General features: G+C 64.8%; 23 protein-coding genes. 13 read left to right on the plus strand and 10 right to left on the minus strand.

Annotated elements, in window-relative coordinates; all coding sequences use genetic code 11:
• Nucleotides 1-339 precede the first annotated feature (339 nt).
• From gluQRS to DZK26_RS05930, 5 genes are read left to right on the plus strand one after another with little or no spacing between them, the layout of a single operon-like run.
• Nucleotides 340-1,239 (plus strand): tRNA glutamyl-Q(34) synthetase GluQRS, encoded by a 900-nt coding sequence (gene gluQRS / locus DZK26_RS05910; protein ID WP_258870804.1) that lies wholly within the window; start codon nucleotides 340-342, stop codon nucleotides 1,237-1,239.
• 50 nt (nucleotides 1,240-1,289) lie between these two features.
• Nucleotides 1,290-2,249 (plus strand): acetyl-CoA carboxylase carboxyltransferase subunit alpha, encoded by a 960-nt coding sequence (locus tag DZK26_RS05915; protein ID WP_116896937.1) that lies wholly within the window; start codon nucleotides 1,290-1,292, stop codon nucleotides 2,247-2,249.
• A 15-nt stretch (nucleotides 2,250-2,264) separates the two neighbouring features.
• Nucleotides 2,265-3,578, plus strand: a complete 1,314-nt coding sequence (gene tilS, locus DZK26_RS05920) for a tRNA lysidine(34) synthetase TilS (RefSeq protein ID WP_116896938.1) — start codon at nucleotides 2,265-2,267, stop codon at nucleotides 3,576-3,578.
• Nucleotides 3,575-3,838: an exodeoxyribonuclease VII small subunit gene (locus DZK26_RS05925; RefSeq protein ID WP_116896939.1), complete on the plus strand. Its 264-nt coding sequence runs from the start codon at nucleotides 3,575-3,577 to the stop codon at nucleotides 3,836-3,838. The genes tilS and DZK26_RS05925 overlap by 4 nt, the downstream gene beginning before the upstream one ends.
• 42 nt (nucleotides 3,839-3,880) lie before the next feature.
• Nucleotides 3,881-4,384 (plus strand): DUF4124 domain-containing protein, encoded by a 504-nt coding sequence (locus DZK26_RS05930; RefSeq protein WP_116896940.1) that lies wholly within the window; start codon nucleotides 3,881-3,883, stop codon nucleotides 4,382-4,384.
• A 5-nt stretch (nucleotides 4,385-4,389) separates the two neighbouring features.
• Here the strand turns inward: DZK26_RS05930 and lolA are convergent, their stop codons facing one another.
• The 3 genes from lolA to ald all read right to left on the minus strand — a co-directional run bounded on the left by lolA (nucleotide 4,390) and on the right by ald (nucleotide 8,466).
• On the minus strand, nucleotides 4,390-4,992 hold the full coding sequence (gene lolA / locus DZK26_RS05935; RefSeq protein ID WP_116896941.1) for an outer membrane lipoprotein chaperone LolA: 603 nt from the start codon (nucleotides 4,990-4,992) through the stop codon (nucleotides 4,390-4,392).
• Nucleotides 4,993-5,059: 67 nt separating this feature from the next.
• On the minus strand, nucleotides 5,060-7,315 hold the full coding sequence (locus DZK26_RS05940) for a DNA translocase FtsK (RefSeq protein ID WP_116897028.1): 2,256 nt from the start codon (nucleotides 7,313-7,315) through the stop codon (nucleotides 5,060-5,062).
• 89 nt (nucleotides 7,316-7,404) lie between these two features.
• On the minus strand, nucleotides 7,405-8,466 hold the full coding sequence (gene ald, locus DZK26_RS05945) for an alanine dehydrogenase (RefSeq protein WP_116896942.1): 1,062 nt from the start codon (nucleotides 8,464-8,466) through the stop codon (nucleotides 7,405-7,407).
• A 126-nt stretch (nucleotides 8,467-8,592) separates the two neighbouring features.
• Between ald and trxB the strand changes: the two genes are divergently transcribed.
• Genes trxB through aat form a run of 3 tightly spaced genes read left to right on the plus strand, consistent with a single transcriptional unit; the run spans nucleotide 8,593 to nucleotide 11,394 of the window.
• Nucleotides 8,593-9,549 carry a thioredoxin-disulfide reductase gene (trxB, locus tag DZK26_RS05950; protein WP_116896943.1) on the plus strand — a complete coding sequence of 319 codons (957 nt, stop codon included), beginning with the start codon at nucleotides 8,593-8,595 and terminating at the stop codon, nucleotides 9,547-9,549.
• Nucleotides 9,530-10,666, plus strand: coding sequence for a GNAT family N-acetyltransferase (locus tag DZK26_RS05955; protein ID WP_181918234.1), 1,137 nt, complete (start codon nucleotides 9,530-9,532; stop codon nucleotides 10,664-10,666). Before trxB ends, DZK26_RS05955 begins: the two co-directional genes overlap by 20 nt.
• Nucleotides 10,666-11,394: a leucyl/phenylalanyl-tRNA--protein transferase gene (gene aat, locus DZK26_RS05960; RefSeq protein WP_116896945.1), complete on the plus strand. Its 729-nt coding sequence runs from the start codon at nucleotides 10,666-10,668 to the stop codon at nucleotides 11,392-11,394. The genes DZK26_RS05955 and aat overlap by 1 nt, the downstream gene beginning before the upstream one ends.
• On the opposite strand, the gene DZK26_RS05965 is transcribed toward aat, so the two are convergent.
• The 7 genes from DZK26_RS05965 to DZK26_RS05995 form a co-directional block, all read right to left on the minus strand.
• Nucleotides 11,381-12,274, minus strand: a complete 894-nt coding sequence (locus DZK26_RS05965; protein WP_116896946.1) for a DUF2520 domain-containing protein — start codon at nucleotides 12,272-12,274, stop codon at nucleotides 11,381-11,383. The two genes, aat and DZK26_RS05965, sit on opposite strands and share 14 nt — an antisense overlap.
• The gene (locus DZK26_RS05970) at nucleotides 12,271-12,846 is read right to left on the minus strand and encodes an SRPBCC family protein (RefSeq protein ID WP_181918235.1); all 576 of its coding nucleotides are present in this window, start codon (nucleotides 12,844-12,846) and stop codon (nucleotides 12,271-12,273) included. Before DZK26_RS05970 ends, DZK26_RS05965 begins: the two co-directional genes overlap by 4 nt.
• A 19-nt stretch (nucleotides 12,847-12,865) precedes the next feature.
• Nucleotides 12,866-13,555 (minus strand): rhomboid family intramembrane serine protease, encoded by a 690-nt coding sequence (locus tag DZK26_RS05975; RefSeq protein ID WP_181918236.1) that lies wholly within the window; start codon nucleotides 13,553-13,555, stop codon nucleotides 12,866-12,868.
• Complete coding sequence (locus tag DZK26_RS05980; protein WP_116896949.1) at nucleotides 13,555-14,319, minus strand: 1-acyl-sn-glycerol-3-phosphate acyltransferase; 765 nt, start codon at nucleotides 14,317-14,319, stop codon at nucleotides 13,555-13,557. Before DZK26_RS05980 ends, DZK26_RS05975 begins: the two co-directional genes overlap by 1 nt.
• Nucleotides 14,320-14,395: 76 nt before the next feature.
• On the minus strand, nucleotides 14,396-14,875 hold the full coding sequence (locus DZK26_RS05985) for an Hsp20 family protein (RefSeq protein ID WP_116896950.1): 480 nt from the start codon (nucleotides 14,873-14,875) through the stop codon (nucleotides 14,396-14,398).
• 181 nt (nucleotides 14,876-15,056) lie between these two features.
• A complete protein-coding gene (greB, locus tag DZK26_RS05990) occupies nucleotides 15,057-15,533 on the minus strand; it encodes a transcription elongation factor GreB (RefSeq protein WP_116896951.1) in 477 nt (158 codons plus the stop codon).
• 13 nt (nucleotides 15,534-15,546) lie between these two features.
• Complete coding sequence (locus DZK26_RS05995) at nucleotides 15,547-16,923, minus strand: aspartate ammonia-lyase (protein ID WP_116896952.1); 1,377 nt, start codon at nucleotides 16,921-16,923, stop codon at nucleotides 15,547-15,549.
• 101 nt (nucleotides 16,924-17,024) lie between these two features.
• Here DZK26_RS05995 and DZK26_RS06000 point away from each other — a divergent pair, with 101 nt between their 5' ends.
• The 5 genes from DZK26_RS06000 (at nucleotide 17,025) to purB (ending at nucleotide 23,208) form a co-directional block, all read left to right on the plus strand.
• The gene (locus tag DZK26_RS06000) at nucleotides 17,025-17,930 is read left to right on the plus strand and encodes an acyltransferase (protein ID WP_116896953.1); all 906 of its coding nucleotides are present in this window, start codon (nucleotides 17,025-17,027) and stop codon (nucleotides 17,928-17,930) included.
• A 70-nt stretch (nucleotides 17,931-18,000) separates the two neighbouring features.
• Nucleotides 18,001-19,317, plus strand: coding sequence for an amidohydrolase (locus DZK26_RS06005; protein WP_116896954.1), 1,317 nt, complete (start codon nucleotides 18,001-18,003; stop codon nucleotides 19,315-19,317).
• A 50-nt stretch (nucleotides 19,318-19,367) separates the two neighbouring features.
• Nucleotides 19,368-20,495 (plus strand): NAD(P)/FAD-dependent oxidoreductase, encoded by a 1,128-nt coding sequence (locus DZK26_RS06010; RefSeq protein ID WP_116896955.1) that lies wholly within the window; start codon nucleotides 19,368-19,370, stop codon nucleotides 20,493-20,495.
• An 81-nt stretch (nucleotides 20,496-20,576) separates the two neighbouring features.
• A complete protein-coding gene (locus tag DZK26_RS06015; RefSeq protein ID WP_220336976.1) occupies nucleotides 20,577-21,752 on the plus strand; it encodes a homoserine O-acetyltransferase in 1,176 nt (391 codons plus the stop codon).
• A 76-nt stretch (nucleotides 21,753-21,828) separates the two neighbouring features.
• Nucleotides 21,829-23,208, plus strand: coding sequence for an adenylosuccinate lyase (gene purB / locus DZK26_RS06020; RefSeq protein ID WP_116896956.1), 1,380 nt, complete (start codon nucleotides 21,829-21,831; stop codon nucleotides 23,206-23,208).
• Nucleotides 23,209-23,225: the final 17 nt, after the last annotated feature.

Here is a 23,225-nt window from a genome sequence, read left to right on the forward strand (position 1 = left end):
AAGGGACCCGCCATCAGCCTGCGGAGCAGGCGGGCGGAATATATTTTGACTTGTCGAAGCCCGAACCGCGGCCTTGGGGCAACGAGCTGCTTGCCAGCACGGCATTGAACGAGCCACCGCAAGAGCGCGCAAAGCGCGCCGGGCGAAACCGCCTTTGAAGTGTCGAGACCCGCACGGCGCCCGGTGGCACCCAGCGAGCCTAGCGTCTCGTCATCAACGTGCCCCCTCGGAAAGCGCCCGGATGCGCTCCTCCAGCGGCGGATGGCTCATCAGCAGGTCTCGGAATGCAGCGACCAGACGGTAAAATGGCGCCATGCCTTCGCCTTTCCAAGTCAGCCCGTGAGCGCTCGCGAAAAACCCGCATCGGCCTATATCGGCCGCTTTGCCCCCTCGCCCACCGGCGCGCTCCATTTCGGCTCCCTGGTGGCGGCGGTGGGCAGCTACCTGCGAGCCCGCAGTCTCGGTGGACGCTGGCTGGTGCGTATCGAGGATATCGATCCGCCGCGCGAGGTGCCGGGTGCGGCCGACGAGCAGATCGCCACCCTGGCCGCCTTCGGACTGCATGCGGATGCCCCCGTCGGCTACCAGAGTCAGTCAGCGCAGCTGCACGAACGCGCCCTGGAGCAATTGCTGTCCGACGGATCGGCCTACTGGTGCGGCTGCAGCCGGCGCGACCTGCCGCCCGATGGTATCTATCCCGGCACCTGCCGGGACGGACTCCCCCCGGGCCGCAAGCCGCGTAGCGTGCGCATGCGTACCGACAATGCCGAAGTCGAGTGCTTCATCGACGCCATCCAGGGCGAGTACTGCGATCATCCCGGCCGCATCGGCGGCGACTTCATCGTCCGGCGCGGCGACGGGCTGATCGCCTACCAGCTGGCCGTGGTCGTCGACGATGCAGCCGCCGGCATCACCGAAGTGGTTCGCGGCGCGGACTTGATCGATTCAACGCCAAGACAGCTCCTGGTCTACCACCGACTCGGTCTGAGGCCGCCCGGCTGGATGCATCTTCCGCTCGTCACCGACGGAAACGGCCGCAAGCTCAGCAAGTCGGACGAGGACGATCCGGTCGTCGCTCGTCCGTACGGTGAAGCACTGCGACTGGCCCTTCGAGCCCTGGGTCACGAGCCGCCGACCGGCGCCCGGTCACTCGAAGCCCAGCTGGACTGGGCCCTGGCCCATTTCGAGATCGGCCGGATTCCGAAAGGTCCCGTCGCCGTCGGGGTTCATCCCTCCTGACGGGAACGTTATACTCATTCATTGATCAGCGGCCGGTACCGACGACTGTAATGAATCCCAACTATCTCGATTTCGAACAACCCATCGCCGAGCTCGAGGCCAAGATCCGCGAGCTGAGAAACGTCGGTTCCGGCGTCTCGATGAACCTCGAGGAAGAAATCCAGCGCCTCGAGCAAAAGTGCCGGGATCGTACGGAAACGATCTTTTCGGAATTGAGCGACTGGCAGATCTCGCAATTGGCGCGCCATCCGCAGCGTCCGTACACGCTCGACTACGTGCCGATGGTCTTCGACCGCTTCGAGGAACTGCACGGCGACCGGCACTTTGCCGACGACCATGCCATCGTCGGCGGCCCGGCCATGCTCGATGGGCTCAGCGTGATGCTGATCGGCCACCAGAAGGGACGCGATACGCGCGAGAAGGTCTATCGCAACTTCGGCATGCCGCGCCCGGAAGGCTACCGCAAGGCCCAGCGATTGATGGAGATGGCCGCCCGCTTCGGCATGCCCGTCGTCACCTTCATCGACACACCCGGCGCCTACCCCGGCGTGGGCGCGGAAGAACGTGGTCAGTCCGAGGCGATCGCTCGCAATCTGTCCGTGATGTCGCGCCTGCCGGTACCGATCATCTGCTTCGTCATCGGCGAAGGTGGCTCCGGAGGTGCCCTGGCCATCGGTGTGGGCGACCGTACCAGCATGCTGCAGTACAGCATCTACTCGGTCATCTCGCCCGAGGGCTGCGCCTCGATCCTGTGGAAGAGTGCCGACAAGGCGCCGGTGGCGGCCGAGGCCATGAGCCTGACGGCCAGCAAGCTCAAGAAACTCAAGCTCATCGACAAGGTCATCAAGGAACCCGCCGGCGGCGCGCACCGCTCGCCGCACGAAGTCGCCGTCAGAATTCGCGAGACCATCGTCGCGCAGATCGACCACCTCGCCAATCAGCCTGTCGAAACACTGCTCTCCGAACGCTACCAGCGACTGATGGCGCACGGGGCGTTCGAGCAGCAGTAGCGTACCCCTGCGGCCATGCCGGCCGAGCGCATTCATCCCGAGAACCTGCCCGGCTGCAACCGCGTGGTCGTGGCTTTCAGCGGTGGCCCGGATTCGGTCTGCCTGCTGCACCAGTTGATCGTATCGACCATCGAACGTGAGGTCGTCTGTGTTCACGTCGACCACGGGCTGGACACCGGGAGCCGTGAACGGGCGAAACGGGCTGTCGACATCGCCGCGAGTTTGGGCGTCGAGTGCGAGATCGTTCGGGTGACGGTTGGAGCCGGTCGCGGTCCCGAGGCGGCTGCCCGCGATGCCCGATATATCGCGCTCGAGAACCAGATCGGCCCCGAAGATGTGCTTGTAACGGCACACCACGCCGACGACCAGAGCGAGACGGTGCTGTTGCGTCTGCTCAGGGGCGCCGGACCCGATGGGCTGGCGGGCATTCCGGCCGTCCGCCGCTTCGGCCGTGGCTGGCTTGCCCGTCCCCTGATCGAATGGCCGCGATCCGACATCGAAGGCTGGCTCCAGCGTCATCGACTCGACTGTCTCCGCGATCCGGCCAACGACTGGCCCGGTTTCGACCGCAATTACCTGCGTCACGAGGTGCTTCCTGCGCTGCGCGAACGCTGGCCGGGCGTGGATGCCGCCCTGCGGCGATCCGCCCGTCTGTGCCGCGGTGCCGCCGACTTCGTCGCCGACCGGGTGGCGCTAGATCTGGCGCAAGCGGGCACGACCGGTGATCCACTGGATCTCGACCGGCTGGCCGATGACAGCACCTACTACCGGGCTGCGGTCATCCGGGCCTGGTGTATTCGCAACGCTGTCCAGCCGCCGCCCGGCCAACGCCTGGATGAATTCCTGGAGCAGGTCTCGACGGCCGAGAATGACCGCTGCCCCGAATTGCGCTGGAATGCGCATATCCTGCGCCACTGGGCCAACCGGCTCTGGCTCGAGCCCGAACAGGGGCCTCCCGCCGACTGGTGTTTGCAGTGGGACGGCCGCCAGCCGCTCAGCCTGCCCGACGGTCTCGGCCGACTCGAACTGGTCGGTCCGGCCGATTCGCCGCTCGAACTCGAGGTTTGCGCCGGACGAAAGGGCCAGTCGCTCAAACCGGCCGGTGACGCCCATCACCGTCCCTGCAAGCGCCTGCTGGCGAATATCGGTGTCCCGCCGTGGCAACGCGATCAATGGCCCCGAGTGTGGCTGGACGGCCAGCTTGTCGCGCTCGGCACGCGCTGGCGAACGGCCGAGTTCGAACACCTTCTGCGTCGACGGAATCAGTGCCTGCACTGGACGCCGGGGTCACGTCGTATTGTCACGGCTGGGTTAGAATCGGGCGCATGAGCAAGGAAGAGACATCCAACAGGGACTCGTCCGACAAGAAACCGGATTTCGAGGCATCGCTGGAAGAACTGGAAGGTCTGGTCGAAGCGCTCGAGTCGGGCGAATTGAGCCTGGCCGAATCACTCGAACGTTTCAAACGCGGGATCGAGCTGTCGAAGCACTGCCACGAGATGCTCGACCAGGCACGCCAGTCCGTCGAGATCCTGACGCACCCCGAAGACGAGGAATCGGCGGAGTCCTTCGATCGACCCGATGTGTAAGCGTTTGCGCCGCTTGCCGGCGATGGCTGACGGAGACAGGGCATGAAACACCGGATCATGATCCCGGCCGCCTTCGTTCTATTCGCCCTGCCCGCGGCTGCACAGATCTATCGTTGCGAATCCGACGGCGTCGTCGCCTTCTCCGACCGCCCCTGCGGTTCGAACCAGACGCTTCATGCCGACGGCCAGGGCGTCAGTTTCGTCACGCCCGACGAAAACCTGTCAGCACTGGCCGAGGCCACACAGGCCTTTCTCCGGGAACGGCGGGAGCGCCTCGCCAGGCGTGAGCGCAAGCGCCGTCCGTCCGCACCCCCTTCGGCACGGACTGCGAACGATCAGGTGGAGAAAGTCTACGTCCCCTGGCCCATCCCGCAAGACATCGACGACCGGCTTTCCGACCAGCGCAACCGGCGCAACGAACAAGATGCCCGACCCGGCAATCCCGGTAATGATCGCTACTCCCCCCTCAATGGCCCCATCCTCGGAACCCGGCCGAATTCCGCGGCATTCGAGGCCCGGAATCGCGACCCCGATCGGCGCCGTTAAGGCCCTCAGTAGCCCTCGAGTACGTCCACGCCGTCCGGCACCGTGAATTCGAAGACGTCGCGGCTGATTTCCGGATTGCGTTCGAGCTCGAGCAGACGCAGGCGCGTAAGCTGCCCGAAATCGTCTTCCAGTTCGAGTTGCCGCGGCAGGCCGTCGCGGAAGTAGAGCCTGCCCTGGACGATGTCGGTTCCGTCCTCGAGCGGCTCGAACTCGATCACCTCGCTGCCGGAGTCCGTGACCCGATAGAAGCGATCGAGCAGCTCGGGCCGGGTCAGGACCAGCAAGGGCGATTCCGCGGCACCGGGCTGTTCGCGAACCGTGACCTGCTCGAGGGATATGTCGTAGTGCCAGAGTTGCTCGCCGTCGGCAACGATTTCCTGCGGAAACGGCTCTCCATAGCTCCAGCGGAAGCGATCGGGCCGGGCGTAATAAAGCTCACCCGATGATTCTTCCGTTACCCGGCCGTCGGCGTCGACGGTCACCTGCTCGAAGCGCCCCGACAGGGTTTCCAGGTCCTCGGCGAAGGCATCGAGCTGGGCGCGTCCGTCCTGCGGCGCACCGGATGTGGATACCGCAAGCAACAGGGCGGCCAGCCAGTCCATGATCATGTCGTGAGTTCTCCTTCGCAGCGTCTGGAGTACGAGTGTGCTTCGGCCACGCTGAACCTGCGCTGACTCAGTCGCGCGGCGGCGGCTTGGGCGCCAGCACTTCGCGCTGGCCGTTGTGCTCGGGCGGACTGACCACCCCCTGGGCTTCCATGTCCTCGATCAGACGGGCCGCCCGGTTGTAACCGATGCGCAGATGGCGCTGGACACTCGAAATCGACGCGCGCCGGCTTTCCAGTACGTAAGCCACCGCCTTGTCGTAGAGTTCGTCCTCGGAATCGCCGCTGCCGCCCTCGGGCAGGCCGGTCGCTCCGATCTGCTGGCCATTCGCCATGGTCTGGGTTTCGTCGAGCACCTCGTCGAGATAGTCCGGAGGGCCCTGCTGCTTGAGCGATTCGGCCACGGCATGCACCTCGTGGTCGTCGACGAAAGCGCCGTGAATGCGCTCCGGCAATCCCGAGCCCGGCGGCAGGTAGAGCATGTCGCCGTGGCCGAGCAGCTGCTCGGCGCCCTGCTGGTCGAGAATGGTGCGCGAATCCACCCGGGAAGAGACCTGGAAGGCCATGCGGGTGGGAATATTGGCCTTGATCAGGCCGGTGATGACGTCCACCGAGGGGCGCTGCGTGGCCAGGATCAGATGGATACCCGAAGCCCTCGCCTTCTGGGCGAGACGTGCGATGAGCTGCTCGATCTTCTTGCCCACGATCATCATCAGGTCGGCGAACTCGTCGACCACGACGACGATGTAGGGCAACATCTCCAGCACGGGCTTTTCTTCGCCCTCGGCCAGCTCGGAGGGCTCGGCCAGCGGATCGGGAATGGGCTTGCCCTTGTCGGCGGCTTCCTTGACCTTGCGGTTGTAGCCGGCCAGGTTGCGCACGCCCACCGAGGCCATCAGCTTGTAACGGCGCTCCATTTCGGCCACGCACCAGCGCAGCGCATTGGCGGCATCCTTCATGTCGGTCACGACCGGCGTGAGCAGGTGCTGGATGCCCTCGTAGACCGACAGTTCCAGCATCTTGGGGTCGATCATGATCAGACGCACCTGATCCGGGGTGGCCTTGTAGAGCAGGCTCAGGATCATGGCGTTGATCGCCACCGACTTGCCCGACCCGGTGGTCCCGGCCACCAGCAGGTGCGGCATGCGCGACAGGTCGGTGACCATGGGCTTGCCGGCGATGCTCTTGCCGAGCCCCAGCGTCAGGGGCGAATTCGATCTCGCGTAGGCCTCCGAATCCAGAATCTCGCGCAGGTAGACGATCTCGCGGTTCTGGTTGGGAATTTCCAGCCCGATAACGCTCTTTCCGGGAATGACGTCGACCACGCGCACCGATATCACGCTCAGCCCACGCGCCAGATCCTTGGAGAGATTGGAAACCTGGGCACCCTTCACGCCCGGCGCCGGCTGCAACTCGAAACGCGTGATCACCGGGCCGGGATGTACGGCCACCACTTCCACTTCCACGCCGAAGTCGGCCAGCTTGAGCTCGACCTGGCGACTCATGGCCTTGAGCGCTTCTTCGGAGTAACCGGACTTCTTGGCGGGCGCTTCGTCGAGCAGTTCCAGGGGCGGCAATTCCCCGGGCGAGAGGTTCTTGAACAAGGGCTGCTGGCGCACCTTCTTCTCGGCCGGCTTGTCGAGCTGCGGCTCCACTCGCGGTTCGATCCGCACTTCCTTGCGCGACTTGCGCTTGATCGAATCGCGCTTGCGCACCTCCTCGCGCTCGGCCCGCGCCCGCCGACCGGCGAACCAGTCGCGGCCCCGGGCGATCTTCTTGATCGTCCAGTCGAGGGCGGCCATTGCGAAACGCCCGGTTCGGTCGACCACGTCGATCCATGACAGGCCGGTGAACAGGGTGATGCCGCCCAGGAAAATACTCAGGCAGATCAGCACGCCGCCGGTCAGGCCCATGGTCGACACCATGGGTTCGGAAAGTACGTCGCCGATGACACCGCCGCCGGAATGACTGCCGGCATAGGGGGCCTGCATCGACAGCAACATGCAACCGGCCAGAACCGCCAGCAACAGGCCCGCCGTGCGCACCGACCACTCGGCCAGTCCGGCCGGCTCTGCCCGCTCGCTGAGTACGCGGAATCCGGCAAAGCCGATCAACAGCGGTGCGGCATAGGCCATGTAGCCGAACAGCACCAGGAAGAGATCGGCGAGCCAGGCGCCGAAGGCGCCGCCGAGATTGTCGATATCGGAATCACCCCCCGCGCGCGACCAGCCTGGATCCGACGGATCGTGGCTGATCAGGCACAGCAGCAGGTAGACGGCGGCGACCAGAATCAGCAGGAACAGCGCCTCCGATATACGCCGCTTCATGGCCAGCGCGGATTCATCCACCTTCTCGCTCTTCTTCGCGCGTGGGCTCACTTGCTACCCTGCATTAATTTTCCCGCTTAAATTGTTGATTATGCTTTTTTCAGAGCCGGATGTACAAGTTCGCCTTTTCGCACATTCACCCCACGGGCCAACGGTTCCATCGCTTCCCAGTCAGGCCGCGCCATACGCTGGACATACGGCAGGATCGCCGCTGACAGCGCCTGGCTCGAAGTCCGCGGCACCGCCCCCGGCATGTTGGTGACGGCGAAATGCGTCACGCCGTCTACCTGGTAGGTGGGATCGGCATAGGTGGTCGGGCGCGTGGTTTCCACGCAGCCGCCCTGGTCGACGGAAATGTCGACGACGACCGCGCCCTCGTTCATCGACGAGATCATCTCGCGCGAAATCACGTGCGGCGCACGTGCCCCGGTAATCAGCACCGCGCCGATGACGAGGTCCGCCTTGGATACGAAATCGGCCACGGTATCGCCATAGGGGTACAGCGCCGTGACGTTGGGACCGATGGCCATCATTTCGGCCAGGCGGTCCTGGCGCTTGTCGAAGACCGTCACGCGCGCCCCCGAGGATGCAGCCAGGCGTGCGGCGTTTCCGCCGGCAGCGCCGGCGCCGAGCACGACCACGTGCCCGCGATCAGCGGCGGGCAGGCCGCCCAGCAAGACACCACGTCCGCCCTCGGGCTGGTGCAACAGATGGGTACCCACCTGCACGCCGATGCGTCCGGCGATATTGCTCATGGGCGCGAGCAGCGGCAGTGAACCGTCGTCTTCCTCGACCGTCTCGAAGGCCACGCCGGTCAGGCCGATGTCGAGCAGGCGATCGGTCAGCTTGGGTTCGGCCGCCAGGTGCAGATAGCAGAACAGCTGGTGATCGGAACGCAGATACTGCAGATCGCCCTCGATCGGTTCCTTGACCTTGACCACCAGTTCACTCTTGCCATAGAGCGCCTCGGCATCCGGCAATACCTCGACCCCGACCTGCTGGAAATCCTCATCGGAAAATCCACTCTTGCTGCCTGCCCCGGCCTCGATGAAGACGTCGTGCCCGGCCTGGACCAGGTCGCCGCAGGCCGCCGGCACCAGGGCCACGCGCCCTTCCAGTGTCTTGATCTCGCGGGGAATTCCGATTCGCATCCTCGTGCTCCTTGAAAACTGCCAGAATAAAAGGGCCGATCGACGACCGGCCCGCCTTGGATTGAGGGGTGGGCGACCACACGTTTGTGCCTTTGAACCGCCCGGCCCGAAACGGAGAAATTATACATGTCCGACCCTCGTCATTTCCGGCTGCTGATCCTCGGCTCCGGCCCCGCCGGCTACACGGCGGCAATCTATGCCGCCCGCGCCAACCTGCAACCGGCGGTGATCACCGGTATCGAACAGGGCGGCCAGTTGACCACCACCACCGACGTGGAGAACTGGCCCGGCAGCTATCCCGACCTGCAAGGGCCGGAATTGATGCAGCAGATGGGGGCCCACGCCGAGGCCTTCGATACCGAGATCGTCTTCGATCACATCCATACCGCCGACCTGGCAAAGAAGCCGTATCGGCTCGAGGGCGACAGCGGCGTTTATACCTGCGACAGCCTGGTCATCGCCACCGGCGCATCGGCCCGCTATCTGGGTCTGCCCTCCGAAGAGGCTTTCAAGGGCCGGGGCGTATCGGCCTGCGCGACCTGTGACGGCTTTTTCTACCGCAACAAGCCGGTCGCGGTCATCGGCGGTGGCAACACGGCCGTCGAAGAAGCCCTCTACCTGGCCAACATCGCCAGCAAGGTCACCCTGGTCCATCGCCGCGAGGAGCTGCGCGCCGAGAAAATCCTGCAGGAGCGGCTGTTCCAGAAGGAAGCCGAAGGCAAGGTCGAGATTCGCTGGAATCATGTGCTCGACGAAGTGCTCGGCGACGACGATGGCGTGACCGGCATGCGCATCAAGCATGTCCAGTCGAACGAAACGAGCGACGTCGACCTCGACGGTGTCTTCATCGCCATCGGCCACGATCCCAACACGAAGATCTTCGAAGGCCAGCTGGAGATGAGCAACGGCTACATCCACATCCGCACCGGCCAGAACGGCATGGCCACGGCCACCTCCGTACCCGGGGTGTTCGCCGCCGGTGACGTGGCCGACCACGTTTACCGCCAGGCGGTCACCTCGGCCGGCTTCGGCTGCATGGCCGCCCTGGACGCCGAACGCTACCTTGACGAGCAACAGGACTGACCCGATCGAACTGGAAAGGCCGTTTTCGGATCTCGACGAAACGGCCTGGAACGGCCTGTGCCCGACCGGGCCGTTCGTCGACTGGCGCTTTCTGGCCAGTGCCGAAGACGCCGGCTGCGTCGGTGACTCGACGGGCTGGCGCCCTTTCCCCCTGACCGAGTTCGAAAACGGCGACCTGGTCTGCGCAGCGCCCGCCTGGCTGAAGGATCATTCCCACGGTGAATTCGTCTTCGACTTCGCCTGGGCCAATGCCTCGCATCAGGCCGGGATGGCCTGGTATCCCAAGCTGCTGGTCGCCGCACCGTTCAATCCGGTGACCGGCCCGCGTTTGCTCGGCGCCGAGTCCCGCCCAGAGAACGCTTTTCGCCTCGTCCGGCACATGGAAGAACGAGTCGAGGAACTGGGCCTGTGGTCGGCCGGGGCCAACTTCTGCAACGAGGCCGACGCGGCCGTGCTGCGCGAAGCCGGATGGCTGGAGCGCTTCGATTGGCAGTATCACTGGCGCAACCACGGCTACCGCGACTTCGACGACTTTCTCTCCCGCTTGCGCCGCAAGCCGCGCAAGAACATCCGCGCCGAACGCAAACGGGTTCACGCCGAGGGCTGGCGCTTTCGCTGGCGCGACGGGAGCAATCTCGACGAGGCCGAGCTCGACCTGGTCGATCGTTGCTACCAGACGACGTTCGCCCTCTACGGCAACCTGCCTTCGCTCAATCGCGAATTCTTTAACCTGGCCGCTTCACGATTCGGGGAACAGTTTCTCGTGTGCATCGCCGAGCACGGGGGTGAGGATCTTGCCTGCGCGGTGTTCTGGCGCGACGAAACACGCCTGTACGGCCGCTACTGGGGCAGCCTGGTCGAGACCCGCGACGTACATTTCGAGGCCTGCTACTACCAGGGCATCGACTACTGCATCGCCGAAGGCCTGGCGTGGTTCGAACCCGGCGCCCAGGGCGAGCACAAGATCCGGCGCGGCTTCCTGCCACGGAAAACACGATCGTTCCACTACATCCGCCACCCCGGCCTGCGCGAGGGCATTCGCCGCTGGCTCGAGGCGGAAGCCGACTTTCTGAATCGTCGCCGCCAGCAGCTCGACGCCTTGGACCCCTTCAAGTGATGGAGGCGCCTGTCCCGCAACTGGGTGATTCACCCGAAAGCCCCTTCCCCGACCCCCTGGCGAATCCGCGCGAAGACGGGCTGCTGGCCTGGGGCGGCGACTTGCACCCCACCCGACTGCTCAATGCCTACCGGCAGGGAATCTTTCCCTGGTACGAGGCGCCGGGGCCGGTCCTGTGGTGGTCGCCGGAGCCGCGGGCGGTCATGCTCCCCGGCGGCATGCACCTGTCGCGGCGATTCCGGCGGACACTTCGCCAGGGGCGATTCCGGGTTACTGCCGACCGCGCCTTCGACGAGGTCGTCGCCGCCTGCGCCGCGCCGCGCCACGAGCAGGACAGCACCTGGATCACCCCTCAAATGCGGGCCGCCTACGGGCGCCTGCATGCCCTCGGTCATGCCCACAGCATCGAAATCCGCGACGCGGAATCAGACGAACTCATCGGCGGACTGTACGGCGTGGCCATCGGTCGCATCTTTTTTGCCGAATCTAAGTTCCACCGGCGCCGGGATGCCTCCAAGATCGCACTGGCCATGCTGATGCGCGCGCTGTCGGAATGGCATTTCCTGCTCTGCGACTGCCAGCTCTGGAACCCCCACCTGGAACGCCTGGGCGTGCGCATGCTCTCCGGGGAGTTGTTTCAGGCCGCCGTCGCTCGCGGGGTTTCAGAACCCGCCCGCGCGGACGACTGGAAAACGGCGATCGAAGACGTCGATTTCAGTCGCTGGTAGATGGTTGCCGTTTTCCAAAACTCGCAAACAGGCTTTCCAGGCTTTCGTCTACGTCAAGCGGCCCGCGCTTCTCCCTCGCCAGGGCCAGCGTGGCGTGGCCGAGTTCCGAGAACAGCCGGGCCTGTCCCGGTTCAAGTGCAGCCGCAGCCTCGACAATTCGACGACAGGCCGTTTCGTCGCCGCGCTCGATCGGCCCGGTCAGAACTTCGCTCGGGCACCTTTCGCGCAGACTCTCGAGCGTACCCTGCTGCAGGTCGCACAGCACCTGAATGGCCTGCGCCTCGGGCAGGCCGGCCCGACCGGCCAATTCCCGTGCCATATCCTGGATGGTGACCAGGAAGTTGCTGGCCGCCACCGTGGATGCATGCCAGGCCGCCTTGTCGGCGGCGGCAAAGCCAAGCCATCGTCCCCCGGCGGCCTCGAACACTGGCCGCAGGCAATCAAGCGCTTTTTCGTGCCCCTCGGCCACGCACCAGGTGCCGTCGAAGTTTGCGGCGGCCGATTCGGGATCGGAGAAGGCGCGAACGGGGTGCACGGCCGCAGCGGGGGTGCCGGGGACATTCAGCACCGCCGCCTCGATCGAGCCGGAAAGATGAAAGACAAGCGCCGGCGCGGCCGGAAGCTGCCGAAGGAGTTCGTGAGATGTCTGGGCCAACACGCCGTCGGGCAGGCCCAGCATCAACCAGCCCTCGGCGATGCGCTCGTCGAGGCACTCGACGGCTTCTCCCGCCCCCAGGAACTCGACGGCCGCCCGTGCGCTTTCCAGGCTGCGGTTGACGACCAGGCCCGGCCGGACCCTCCCGGTCCGGATCAGGCGGCGCGCCACCGCCCGGGCTGCACGGCCGCAACCGAGTACATGCAGTTGCGGTACCCGATTCATTCTCCTGCGTCCGTATCCAGATCTTCGGGCAACTCGGGCACGCGTCCCGGCGAACGCGACAGATATTCGTCCAATCGTTCCAGCCCCTCGCGGTAGTCGCTGCCCACCAGGCCCGGCAATATCAGTCCGACATAGCGCCCCACGAGATCGAGGGCACCGAATTCGATCCGCATCCCCCAGGTGACCTCGACACCGCCCTGGCCCTCGGCCACCCCGAACCAGCTATCGGCCTCGTTCCCGCTCAGTTCCAGTTTCATGTCGATGCGACGGGGGTCATCGACATTCACGATCCACATGCGGCTTTCGTTGGCTTCGGGCGTTTCCTTCCAGGCCAGCGCGGCACCCACGCCCTGCGGCGGCCCCTCCAGTCGCCAGCTCATCTCGGGCTGACGCGCAAGCCAGGGCGCCCACTGCGTGAAGTGCCGGAAATCGCGCAGGGCCTCGAAGACCACCTCGCGGGAATGATCGATCACGCGAGTGCGCTCGATCGTCACACTTGCCGGCAGCATGAAGCCAATGACGATCAGGGCGATGACCATCGCCAAAAGGATTCCGAACAACTTTCGGACCATTACTTGAACCTCCGTTTGATCAGGGCCAGGGGTCGCCGGGGCGACGATCACGCTCGTCATCAACCTCGTCCGGAAACTCCTCCTCCCACTCCCAGTCGTAACGCTTGACCGGCGGAAGATCCTGGTGCCGGAAGACGAAGGCGAGAATGACGCCGATGATCGCCCCGCTGGCGTGCAACTCCCAACTGCTCGAGCTGTCGACCGGCAAGACGCCCCAGACCATGGACCCGTACAGGAACCAGATCAGGAGTGACACGCCGACCGATCGCAAATCCCGTTTGAGGACGCCGGAGACGAAGACAAAGGCCAGCATGGCATAGACCAGGCCGCTGGCACCGATGTGCAGGTTCGGCCTGGCGAATACCCAGGCCACGGCCGCGCTTCCGACGTACATGACCGGCAGCGCCTTGAGCGCGGAGTTGGGATAGAGAAACAGAATGGCCACCCCGCCAATGAACAGCGGCACGGTGTTGGACGCGATATGTCCCAGGTGTGCGTGCAGCAGCGGGGTCGTCACCAGGCCGAGCAGCCCCATGCTGTCTCGCGGACGCAACCCGAAGCGGGCCAGTTCCAGGCCGGTCAGGACGTCGAACAGAAACACCGCCCACATCACGGCGATGAAGCCGGCGGTCAGGCGCATGGCCAGCCAGAAGTTGTGGCGCGCGCGGTCCGATCCGGTGTAGGCGGGATCCGGCCGGTGCAGGTGCATCAGGAAGCGCTGCCTTGAGGCAGAGCGCTGGCGACGGTGGCGTGACATCGGCGGCACAATTCACCGGTTTTCCCAGGGCCCAGGCCCGCAGTCTCCAGGGGCGGATGAATGATCATCCTGACCCGGCCCGGTCGAATGCGGAGGCTCTTCGCCGGCAGGATTTCACGCGTGTCCACAACCGTCACCGGCAGAATCGGCAACTGCTGGTCGACGGCCACGCGGAAAGCACCCTTCTTGAAGGGCAACAACTCGCCGGTCCGGCTGCGTGTTCCTTCAGCGAAGAACATCAGGCCCGTACCGGGCTTCAGGCGTCCGACAGCGCGGTTGATCGCCGTTCTGGACTGGTCGGGATCCGACCGGTCGATGAAGATATGCCCGATCGCGCGGCATCCGGCTGCCACGAAGGGAATCCGGCTGAGCTCCGCCTTGGCCACCCAGCGCAGGTCCAGCCCGATCCAGCCGTAGACCACGGGAATGTCGAACTGGCTCTGGTGATTGGCCACGACCACATAACTCCGGTCCGGCTCGATCCGCTCGAGGCCCTCGACTTCCACGCGCACCGGCACCAGCCAGCCCAGGATCTTTCCCCAGGGCACGGCTACATAGAGATTGGCCACGCGGGGCGAAACCAGCAGCGCAAGCGGCACGGCGAGAAGGGCCCCCACCAGCGTAGTCAGAACCGCCAGCGGCACATACACGAGCCACTGATAAATGGGGTAGAGGTTGAGCCAGACCGGATGGCTGGTCGATCGGGGAATGGTCATGGCCGTTTATGCTACACAAAAAAGGGGCGTCCGAAGACGCCCCCGTCCGTGTCGGTCACGGCGATCGCAAGTCGGCTCAGGCAGCCTCGGCGGACTGCTTTTCGCCGCTGTCGATCACGCGGGCATCGCCGCTGCCGATCTCGATCTTGCGCGGCTTCATGCGTTCGGGCAGCTCGCGCTGCAGTTCGATGTGCAGCAGGCCGTTTTCCAGGTCGGCACCGGTCACCTTGACGTGATCGGCAAGCTGGAAGCGCCGTTCGAACGAACGGTTGGCGATACCGCGATAGAGGAACTCGCGATCGTCACTTTCATCCTCGGCGGAATCGGACTTGCTGCCGGATACCGTCAGCGTGTTCTGCTCGGACACGATGTCGAGTTCATCCCGGCTGAAGCCCGCTACCGCCATGGTGATGCGATAGTGATCCTCGCCAAGCGACTCGATGTTGTAGGGCGGATAGCCGTTGCTGTCGACGCGCTGCGCGTTGGACAACATGTCGGCCAGGCGATCAAAGCCGATGGCCGTGCGGTACAGGGGTGAAAGATCGAATGTATTCATAACCGTATCCTCCTTGAGAAGCAACCGGTGTTTTCAGTTGATGCCCGCCTGTATCAGGCCGGGCTCGATGAGACCCCTTTCGGCGATCTCGTTGAAGGAAATAGGGGCGTTGTGGACGGTTTCAAGAGGGGGAACGGACGCTGCGTAAGTCGTCCGTCGCGGACGTGGCCGCGACCTACGCTCATTCGCCGTACTCCACGTCGACCACCTCGAGCACCCGCTCTCCCGTGGGTGTGCGCACGCTGACCTCTTCGCCCACGGCCTTGCCCAGCAGAGCGCGGGCAACCGGGGAATCGACCGATATCCAGCCCTGCCCGGCATCGGTTTCGTCGGCACCGACGATGCGGTAGCGCACCTTGTTGCCGTCCACTTCGGCCAGGGTCACCGTGGCGGCAAAGAAAACCTTGTCCGGGCTGTCTTCGCGCGGCGGCACGGGGCGAACCTCATCGAGGCGCTTCTGGAGGTAGCGCAACCGGCGATCGATCTCACGCAGTTGCTTCTTGCGATAGATGTACTCGGCATTCTCCGAACGGTCGCCTTCGGCGGCCGCGGCCGAAAGCGCCCGGGTGACCGCCGGGCGCTTTTTCTGCCACAGGTACTTGAGCTCGTCCTGCAGCTTGCGATGACCGGCGGGTGTGATGTGCGAGCTGCGCGGCAAGACTAGTCGCCCACTACAGTCCGCCGCGCGTGAGCTTGACCGGATCGAGCAGCTCCTCGAGTTCCTCGCGCGACAGATCGGTCATCTCGGCGGCCACATCGAGGATGGGACGTCCCTCGGCATAGGCCTTCTTGGCCGCGGCCGCGCCCTTCTCGTAGCCGATGACGGGGTTGAGCGCGGTCACCAGGATTGGATTGCGCGACAGCGCCTCCTGGAGCTTGTCCTCACGCACCTTGAATCCGGCAATAGCGCGGTCGGCGAGCAGGCGCGCGGCATTGCCCAGGATGTTCAGACTGTCGAGCAGGCTGGCGGCAACCACTGGCAGCATGACGTTGAGCTGGAAATTCCCCGACTGCCCGGCCACGGTAATCGTACCGTCGTTGCCGATAACGCGCGCGGCCACCATGCACACGGCTTCGGGAATGACCGGGTTGACCTTGCCCGGCATGATCGAGCTGCCCGGCTGCAATGCCTCGAGCTCGATCTCGCCCAGGCCGGCCAGCGGGCCGGAGTTCATCCAGCGCAGATCGTTGGCCATCTTCATCAGGGCCACCGCCGTGGTCTTGAGCTGACCGGACAGTTCGACGGCTGCATCCTGGCTGGCGATGCCCTCGAACTTGTTGTCGGCCGAGGCGAACTCGAAGCCGGTCGCCTGGGCCAGCCGCACGGCGAAACGGCGGCCGAATTCCTCGTGTGCATTGATGCCCGTGCCCACGGCCGTGCCGCCCTGCGGCAGGTAGCGCATGCGCGAGAGCGCATCGCGGATGCGTTGCTCGGCGCTGTCGATCTGCGACGCCCAGGTGGCCAATTCCTGTCCAAGGGTGACCGGCATGGCGTCCATCAGGTGCGTGCGGCCGGTCTTGGCGACTTCGTCGAGCGCCTCGGAACGCTTGCGCAGGGTGTTTTGCAGATGATGCAGCGCCGGCAGCAGGTGTTCGGCGGCCATCAGGCAGGCACTGACCTGGATCGCGGTGGGAATCACGTCGTTGGAACTCTGCCCCATGTTGACATGATCGTTGGGGTGGACGCCCAGCTCACCGTCCGGATCGGCCAGATGGGCGATCACCTCATTGGCGTTCATGTTCGAGCTGGTTCCGGAACCGGTCTGGTAGACGTCGACGGGAAATTGATCGTCAAACTCGTTATCGGCAACCTTCCCGGCAGCCTGGACGATGGCCCGCGCTCGATCGGCGTCGAGCAGCTCTAGCTCCTCGTTGGCCTCGGCACAGGCGGCCTTGATCAGGCCCAGGGCGCGGATGAACGGTGCCGGCATGCGCTGGCCGCTGACGGGGAAATTATTGACGGCGCGCTGGGTCTGGGCGCCCCAGAGCGCATCGGCGGGCACCTGCAGTTCGCCCATGCTGTCCTTTTCGGTACGGAATTCGCTCATGATTGCCTGTCCAGTTTGCTGCGGATTCAGACGTTCAATTATAACCGTCTGTAGCAATCGTTCCGATCCATCCGGGCCGGCATCGTGAGATAATCAACCACATGCTGGAAAAGCTCGTCGCCTTCTTGCGCATCGTCATTGCCGGCCTGCTGCTGGCCGTCAATTCGGTGGTACATATTCTCCCCCTGCTCGTGGTGGCACTGCTCAAGCTGATCCTCCAGATCAGGGCAGTCACCACAATCTGTGATCGCATTCTGGCAGCGATCGCGGCAAGCTGGATCGATGTCAATTCCTGGCTTTTCGACCATCTGACCGCCACGCGCATAGAAGTCGAGGGGCTTCCCGATGAGGACCTGCAGGGGCAGATGCTGGTTATTTGCAATCATCAGAGCTGGGTCGACATTCCCGTACTGCAGAAACTGTTCAACCGCCGATTGCCGCTGCTGCGCTTCTTTCTCAAGAGCCGACTCATCTGGGTACCGCTGCTGGGGCTGGCCTGGTGGGCGCTCGACTTCCCCTTCATGAAGCGTTACTCCCGCGAGCAGATAGAGCGCCGCCCCGAACTCGCCGGACGCGATATCGCCGCCACACGCCGCGCTTGCCGGAAGTTCCGCCATATTCCCGTCGCCATCGTCAACTTCGTCGAGGGCAGGCGCTTCACGCGGGCCAGGCATGACGCCCAGCGCTCGCCCTACCAGCACCTGCTCAAGCCGAGAGCCGGCGGTACCGCCTTCACGCTCGACGCCATGGGTGACGCGCTGGAGACACTCATCGACGTCACCATCGCCTATCCCGACGCGCGCTCCAGCCTGGCCGACCTGTTCGCCAATCGCATTCGCGAGATTCGCGTCCACGTGCGCCAGCTGCCCATTCCCGAGCAGCTGCGCGGCCGGGACTACCGAAACGACCCGGAATTCCGCCATGCCATCCAGGACTGGATCAACCGGCTGTGGGCCGAAAAGGATGCCACGCTCGATCGGCTCAAAGCGGCGGATGCAAACAAGTGAAGGCCACTGCTTGCGCAGCCGCTACGCCTGTGACAAGAATGGAGCCGCACTCGCCCATGAAGGATCCCCGATGATCAAACCGCTTGCCGTTCTGCTTTTGTCACCGACGCTCCTGCTCGCTGCAACCGTCCAGGGACAGGATTCATCCGATGCCTGGCACGACTATATCGATCAACGCGCCGCATCGATGCAGGAACAGGTGGTCGAGTGGCGGCGGCATTTCCACGCCCACCCCGAACTATCCAACCGCGAATTCGACACGGCCGAAACCGTGGCCGAATTCCTGCGCTCGCTGGACATGGAAGTAACCACCGGCGTGGCCCACACCGGCGTCGTGGGTGTGCTGCGCGGCGGACAACCCGGGCCGGTGGTTGGACTGCGCGCCGACATGGACGCCCTGCCCGTGCCCGCGCGCGCCGATCTGCCCTTTTCCCCCGATGTCACCAGTGAGTATCTGGGGGAAGAAGTACCCGTCTCGCACGCCTGCGGCCACGACTCGCACATGGCGATGCTGATGGGCGTGGCGCAGATGCTGGCCGAGCGGCGCGAGGAACTGCCGGGCACGGTCAAGTTCATCTTCCAGCCGGCCGAGGAAGGTACGCCGCCGGGCGAGGAAGGCGGTGCGGAAATGATGGTCGCCGAAGGCGTGCTCTCCGACCCGGACGTTGACGTGATCTTCGGTCAGCATATCTGGGCGCCGGACCCGGCCGGCCAGATCGGCTACCGCCCGGCTGGCACCATGGCCGCTTCCGACCAGTTCAACATCACCGTCCACGGCAGCCAGACGCACGGCTCCACGCCCTGGACCGGCGTCGACCCGATTACCACCGCCGCGCAAATCGTGCTCGGCCTGAACACCATCGTCAGTCGGCAGACGGAACTGACCAAGGCCGCCGCGGTGATTTCCGTCGGCCGGGTGCGCGCCGGGGTGCGCAACAACATCATTCCCGAGGAAGCCGAGCTGATCGGCACCATCCGCACGCTCGACCCGGACATGCGCGACAGGATCCACGCCGATATCCGGCGCACGGCCGAGCACATCGCCGCCAGCCAGGGCGCGGAAGTCACCGTCGACATCCAGCGCGGCTACCCGGTGACCTACAACGATCCGGAGTTGACCGAAGCTATGGCACCCAGCCTGCAACGGGTGACGGGCGACAAGGCCGTTCGCATCGACGCCCTGACCGCGGCCGAAGATTTCTCCTACTTCCAGCGCGAGGTGCCGGGCCTGTACTTCTTCCTGGGCGCCGCGCCCGAGGACATTCCCCTGGATGAGGTCGCGCCGCATCACACACCCGATTTCCAGATCAACGAAAAGGCCATGCAGACCGGTGTGCAGGCACTGGCCACCCTGACCCTCGATTACATGTTGATGCACTCAGGTTGATTAGCGTTTGTTAATATAGGATTGCACTCAAAAAAAGTAGAGTCTTTGCCATGTCGCGCGTGACCATCATCGGGTCGGGTTTCGCCGCCCTGACCGCCGTACGGAACCTGCGCAACGCAGATCCGAAAATCGGTATCGACCTGGTCTCGCCCCGCGCGGAACTGGTCTACTATCCCGGCACAATCTGGATTCCCACGGGCAAGCGCGAACCCGAGGACCTGGTCGTCCCCCTGGATCGTTTCTTCGAGCGCATGCGCGTCACCCACCACCCCACGCACGCCATCGGCCTGTCCGAAGACGGGCGGACGGTCCGGACCGAATCCGGCGAACTCGCCAACGACGGACTGATCATCGCCTGCGGCGGTCAGTTCCTGAAGAAACTGCCCGGCATCGAGCACAGCATCCTGCCCTGCGGCGGACCGCAGGAAATCACCCGCCTGCGTGACCGCCTGCACGCCATGGAATCGGGTTCCATTGCCTTCGGTTTTGCCGGCAACCCCAACGAGCCGTCCGCCATGCGCGGCGGGCCGGTGTTCGAGTTTCTTTTCGGCATCGACACCTGGCTGCGCAAGCAGGATCGGCGCGACCGCTTTACCCTGCATTTCTTCAGTCCCGCCGAAAAGCCGGGGCAGCGCCTCGGCGGCAAGGCCGTCGACCGATTGCTCGAGGAAATGCAAAAGCGCGGTATTCGCACTCACCTCGGTCGCAAGCCGAAGCGTTTCAGCGAAGACGGCGTGGAAACCGAAACCGAGCGTTTCGCCGCCGACCTGATTCTGTTCATGCCCGGCATGACCGGCAACGACTGGTTCGACGAAACAACGCTGCCCCGCTCGGACGGCGGGATGATCCGCGCTGACCGGCACTGCCGTGTCGACGGCTTCGAGCGCGTCTACGTCGCTGGCGACGCCGGCTCCTTCCCGGGCCCGGGATGGATGCCCAAACAGGCGCACATGGCCGACCTGCAGGCCGAGGCGGCGGCGAAGAACATGCTCGCCGAACTGGCCGGCAAGCCTGTGGAGGCCACGTTCAAGAGCGAACTGATGTGCATCGTCGACCAGTACGATCGCGGCATCCTGGTCACGCGCAGCGAGAAGGCCAACCGAGTGCTGCCGCCCCTGCGCGCCATGCACTGGGCCAAGCGCCTGTTCGAGTGGCGTTACCTGCGGCAATATCGCTGAGCGAACCCTGAACCAAGGGACAATGGTCGGCGCCCGCTCGCCGTGGCAGGCTGGCCGGGCACTCATCCCGATAACTCACCCATGGCCATGATCCGCAACCTGCTCCTCGCGATCCTGCTTGTCTCCACGCCCGCCCTGGCCGAAGAGCTGATCGTCGACAAACGGGAGTTCGTCACCGAGAAATTCACCACCTTCGGCGGCGAGACCATCCCCGAAGTGCGCGTGGGCTGGGAGGCCTACGGCGAGCTCAACGAGGATCGTTCCAATGTGATCCTGGTCACCCACTTTTTCTCCGGCACCTCGCACGCCGCCGGCCGTTATCACCCCGACGACCCGGAACCCGGCTACTGGGATGCCATCATCGGCCCCGGCAAGGCGATCGACACCGAGCGTTTTTACGTCATCAGCGTGGACACCCTGGCCAACGCCAACGTCCACGACGAGCATGTCATCACCACCGGCCCGGCCAGCATCAACCCGGAAACCGGTGAACACTGGGGGACCGATTTCCCGGTCGTGACCATCCGCGATTTCGTCGAGGTCCAGCGCCGACTGCTCGATTCGCTCGGCATCGAGCGGCTGCATGCCGTCATCGGGGCATCCATGGGTTCCTTCCAGGCCCTGGAATGGGCGGTCGCGTACCCCGAACGCGTCGACCGCATGGTCTCGGTCATCGGTGCCGGAGGCATGGGACCGTGGGAGGTCGCGCTGCTGGAGACCTGGGCACGCCCGATCCGGCTCGACGCCAACTGGCGCGGCGGTGACTACTACGACCACGAACGCCCACTCGCCGGTTTGACGACCAGCCTGATGCTGGTCACGCTCAATGCCCTGAACCCGGCATTCTTCGAACTGCAGTTCCCCGGACACGACAACCTCCCCACCGAAGCGCTGGCGGACATCGACGGCGGTTTTGCCGTCACCGACTGGCTACAGGAGCGGGCCAGGCAGCGCGCGCTGGTCTCCGACGCCAACCACGTCCTTTACCTGGCCCGTGCCAGCCAACTGTTCGTCGCCGGTCACGGTGGCGACCTTTCGACTGCGCTCGACAAGGTACAGGCCAGCAACCTGTTCCTGCCGGCGACCGGCGATCTGCTGCTCCGCCCCGCACTCGCCGAGGAAGTTCATCGCAAGCTCAGTGAAGCGGGCAAGGAATCGGCGCTGATGCACCTGGACGGCCCGATGGGTCATCTCGACGGCGTCGCGAGGATCGACCAGGCTTCGGATCGGTTGCGCCGCTTTCTCGATGCCGATTGAACAACCGGAAGCGAGGCAACCCGGCGATCGTGCTGCGGTATCATGACTGATTGCCCGAAACGACTTGCACCATTCGATGGAAACCCATGCCCTGACCGCTCTCTCGCCGCTGGACGGCCGCTACGCCGGCAAGCTGGCGGGGCTTCGCCGACTGGCTTCCGAGGCCGGCCTGATCCGCCACCGCGTTCGCGTGGAAGTCGCCTGGTTCCAGGCCCTGGCCGCCGAACCGGCCTTCAAGGCCCTGCCCGAGCTCTCGCGCGGCGACCGGGCGTTCCTGGATCGCCTGGTCGAGGAATTCGGCGATGGCGATGCCGCCGCGATCAAGGCCATCGAGAAGACCACCAACCACGACGTCAAGGCCGTCGAATACTGGCTGAAGGAACGACTGGCTGAACGCGACTCCCTGAAGCCCTACACGGAATTCATCCACTTCGCCTGCACCTCCGAGGACATCAACAACCTCGCGTGGGCGCTGATCATTCGTCACGCCGTGGTCGAGGAGCTCGACCCGATGCTGGCGCAGGTCGACCGGCGCCTGGCCGCCATGGCACAGGAAACCGCCGAACTGCCGATGCTCTCGCGCACCCACGGCCAGACCGCTTCCCCCACCACCCTGGGCAAGGAGCTGGCCAATGTGGTTTTCCGGCTGCGCCGCCAGCGCCGCGCGCTCGACCAGGTCGAGATCACCGGCAAGATCAACGGCGCGGTGGGCAATTTCAACGCCCATATGGCCGCCTGCCCGGACGTCGACTGGCCGACCCTGGCGCGCGATTTCATCGAGGATCTGGGGCTGGTCTGGAACCCCTACACCACCCAGATCGAACCGCACGACATGATCGCGGAGGCCTCGCACGCACTGATGCGCGTCAACACGGTGCTGCTGGATTTCGCGCGCGACGCCTGGGGTTACGTGTCGCTGGGCTACTTCCGCCAGAAGCTCATCGAAGGCGAAGTCGGTTCCTCGACCATGCCGCACAAGATCAATCCCATCGACTTCGAGAACGGCGAAGGCAACCTGGGCCTGGCCAATGCCCTGCTCGGCCACCTGGCCGGCAAGCTGCCGATCTCGCGCTTCCAGCGCGACCTGACCGACTCGACCGTGCAGCGCTCGCTGGGCTCGGCTTTCGGCTACTGCTCGCTGGCCTGGCAATCGATCCTCAAGGGCCTGGACCGGATCGCCCCGAATGAACAGCGCCTGGCCGAGGATCTGGAAGGCGCCTGGGAAGTGCTGGCCGAGGCGGTACAGACCGTCATGCGACTGTACGGCGTCCCCGAGCCCTACGAAAAGCTCAAGGCACTGACCCGCGGCCGGGGGATCGATCGCGATCGGATCCGGGAATTCATTGCCGGCCTCGACATTCCCGAGGCCGACCGGAACCGACTGCTGGAACTGACGCCGTCGACCTATATCGGCAACGCGGCCCGGATGGCGCGCGAGATCGACCGCTACGTCTAATATCGACATATTCGGCC

Source organism: Wenzhouxiangella sp. 15190 (assembly GCF_003417465.1).
Classification (GTDB): Bacteria; Pseudomonadota; Gammaproteobacteria; order Xanthomonadales; family Wenzhouxiangellaceae; genus Wenzhouxiangella.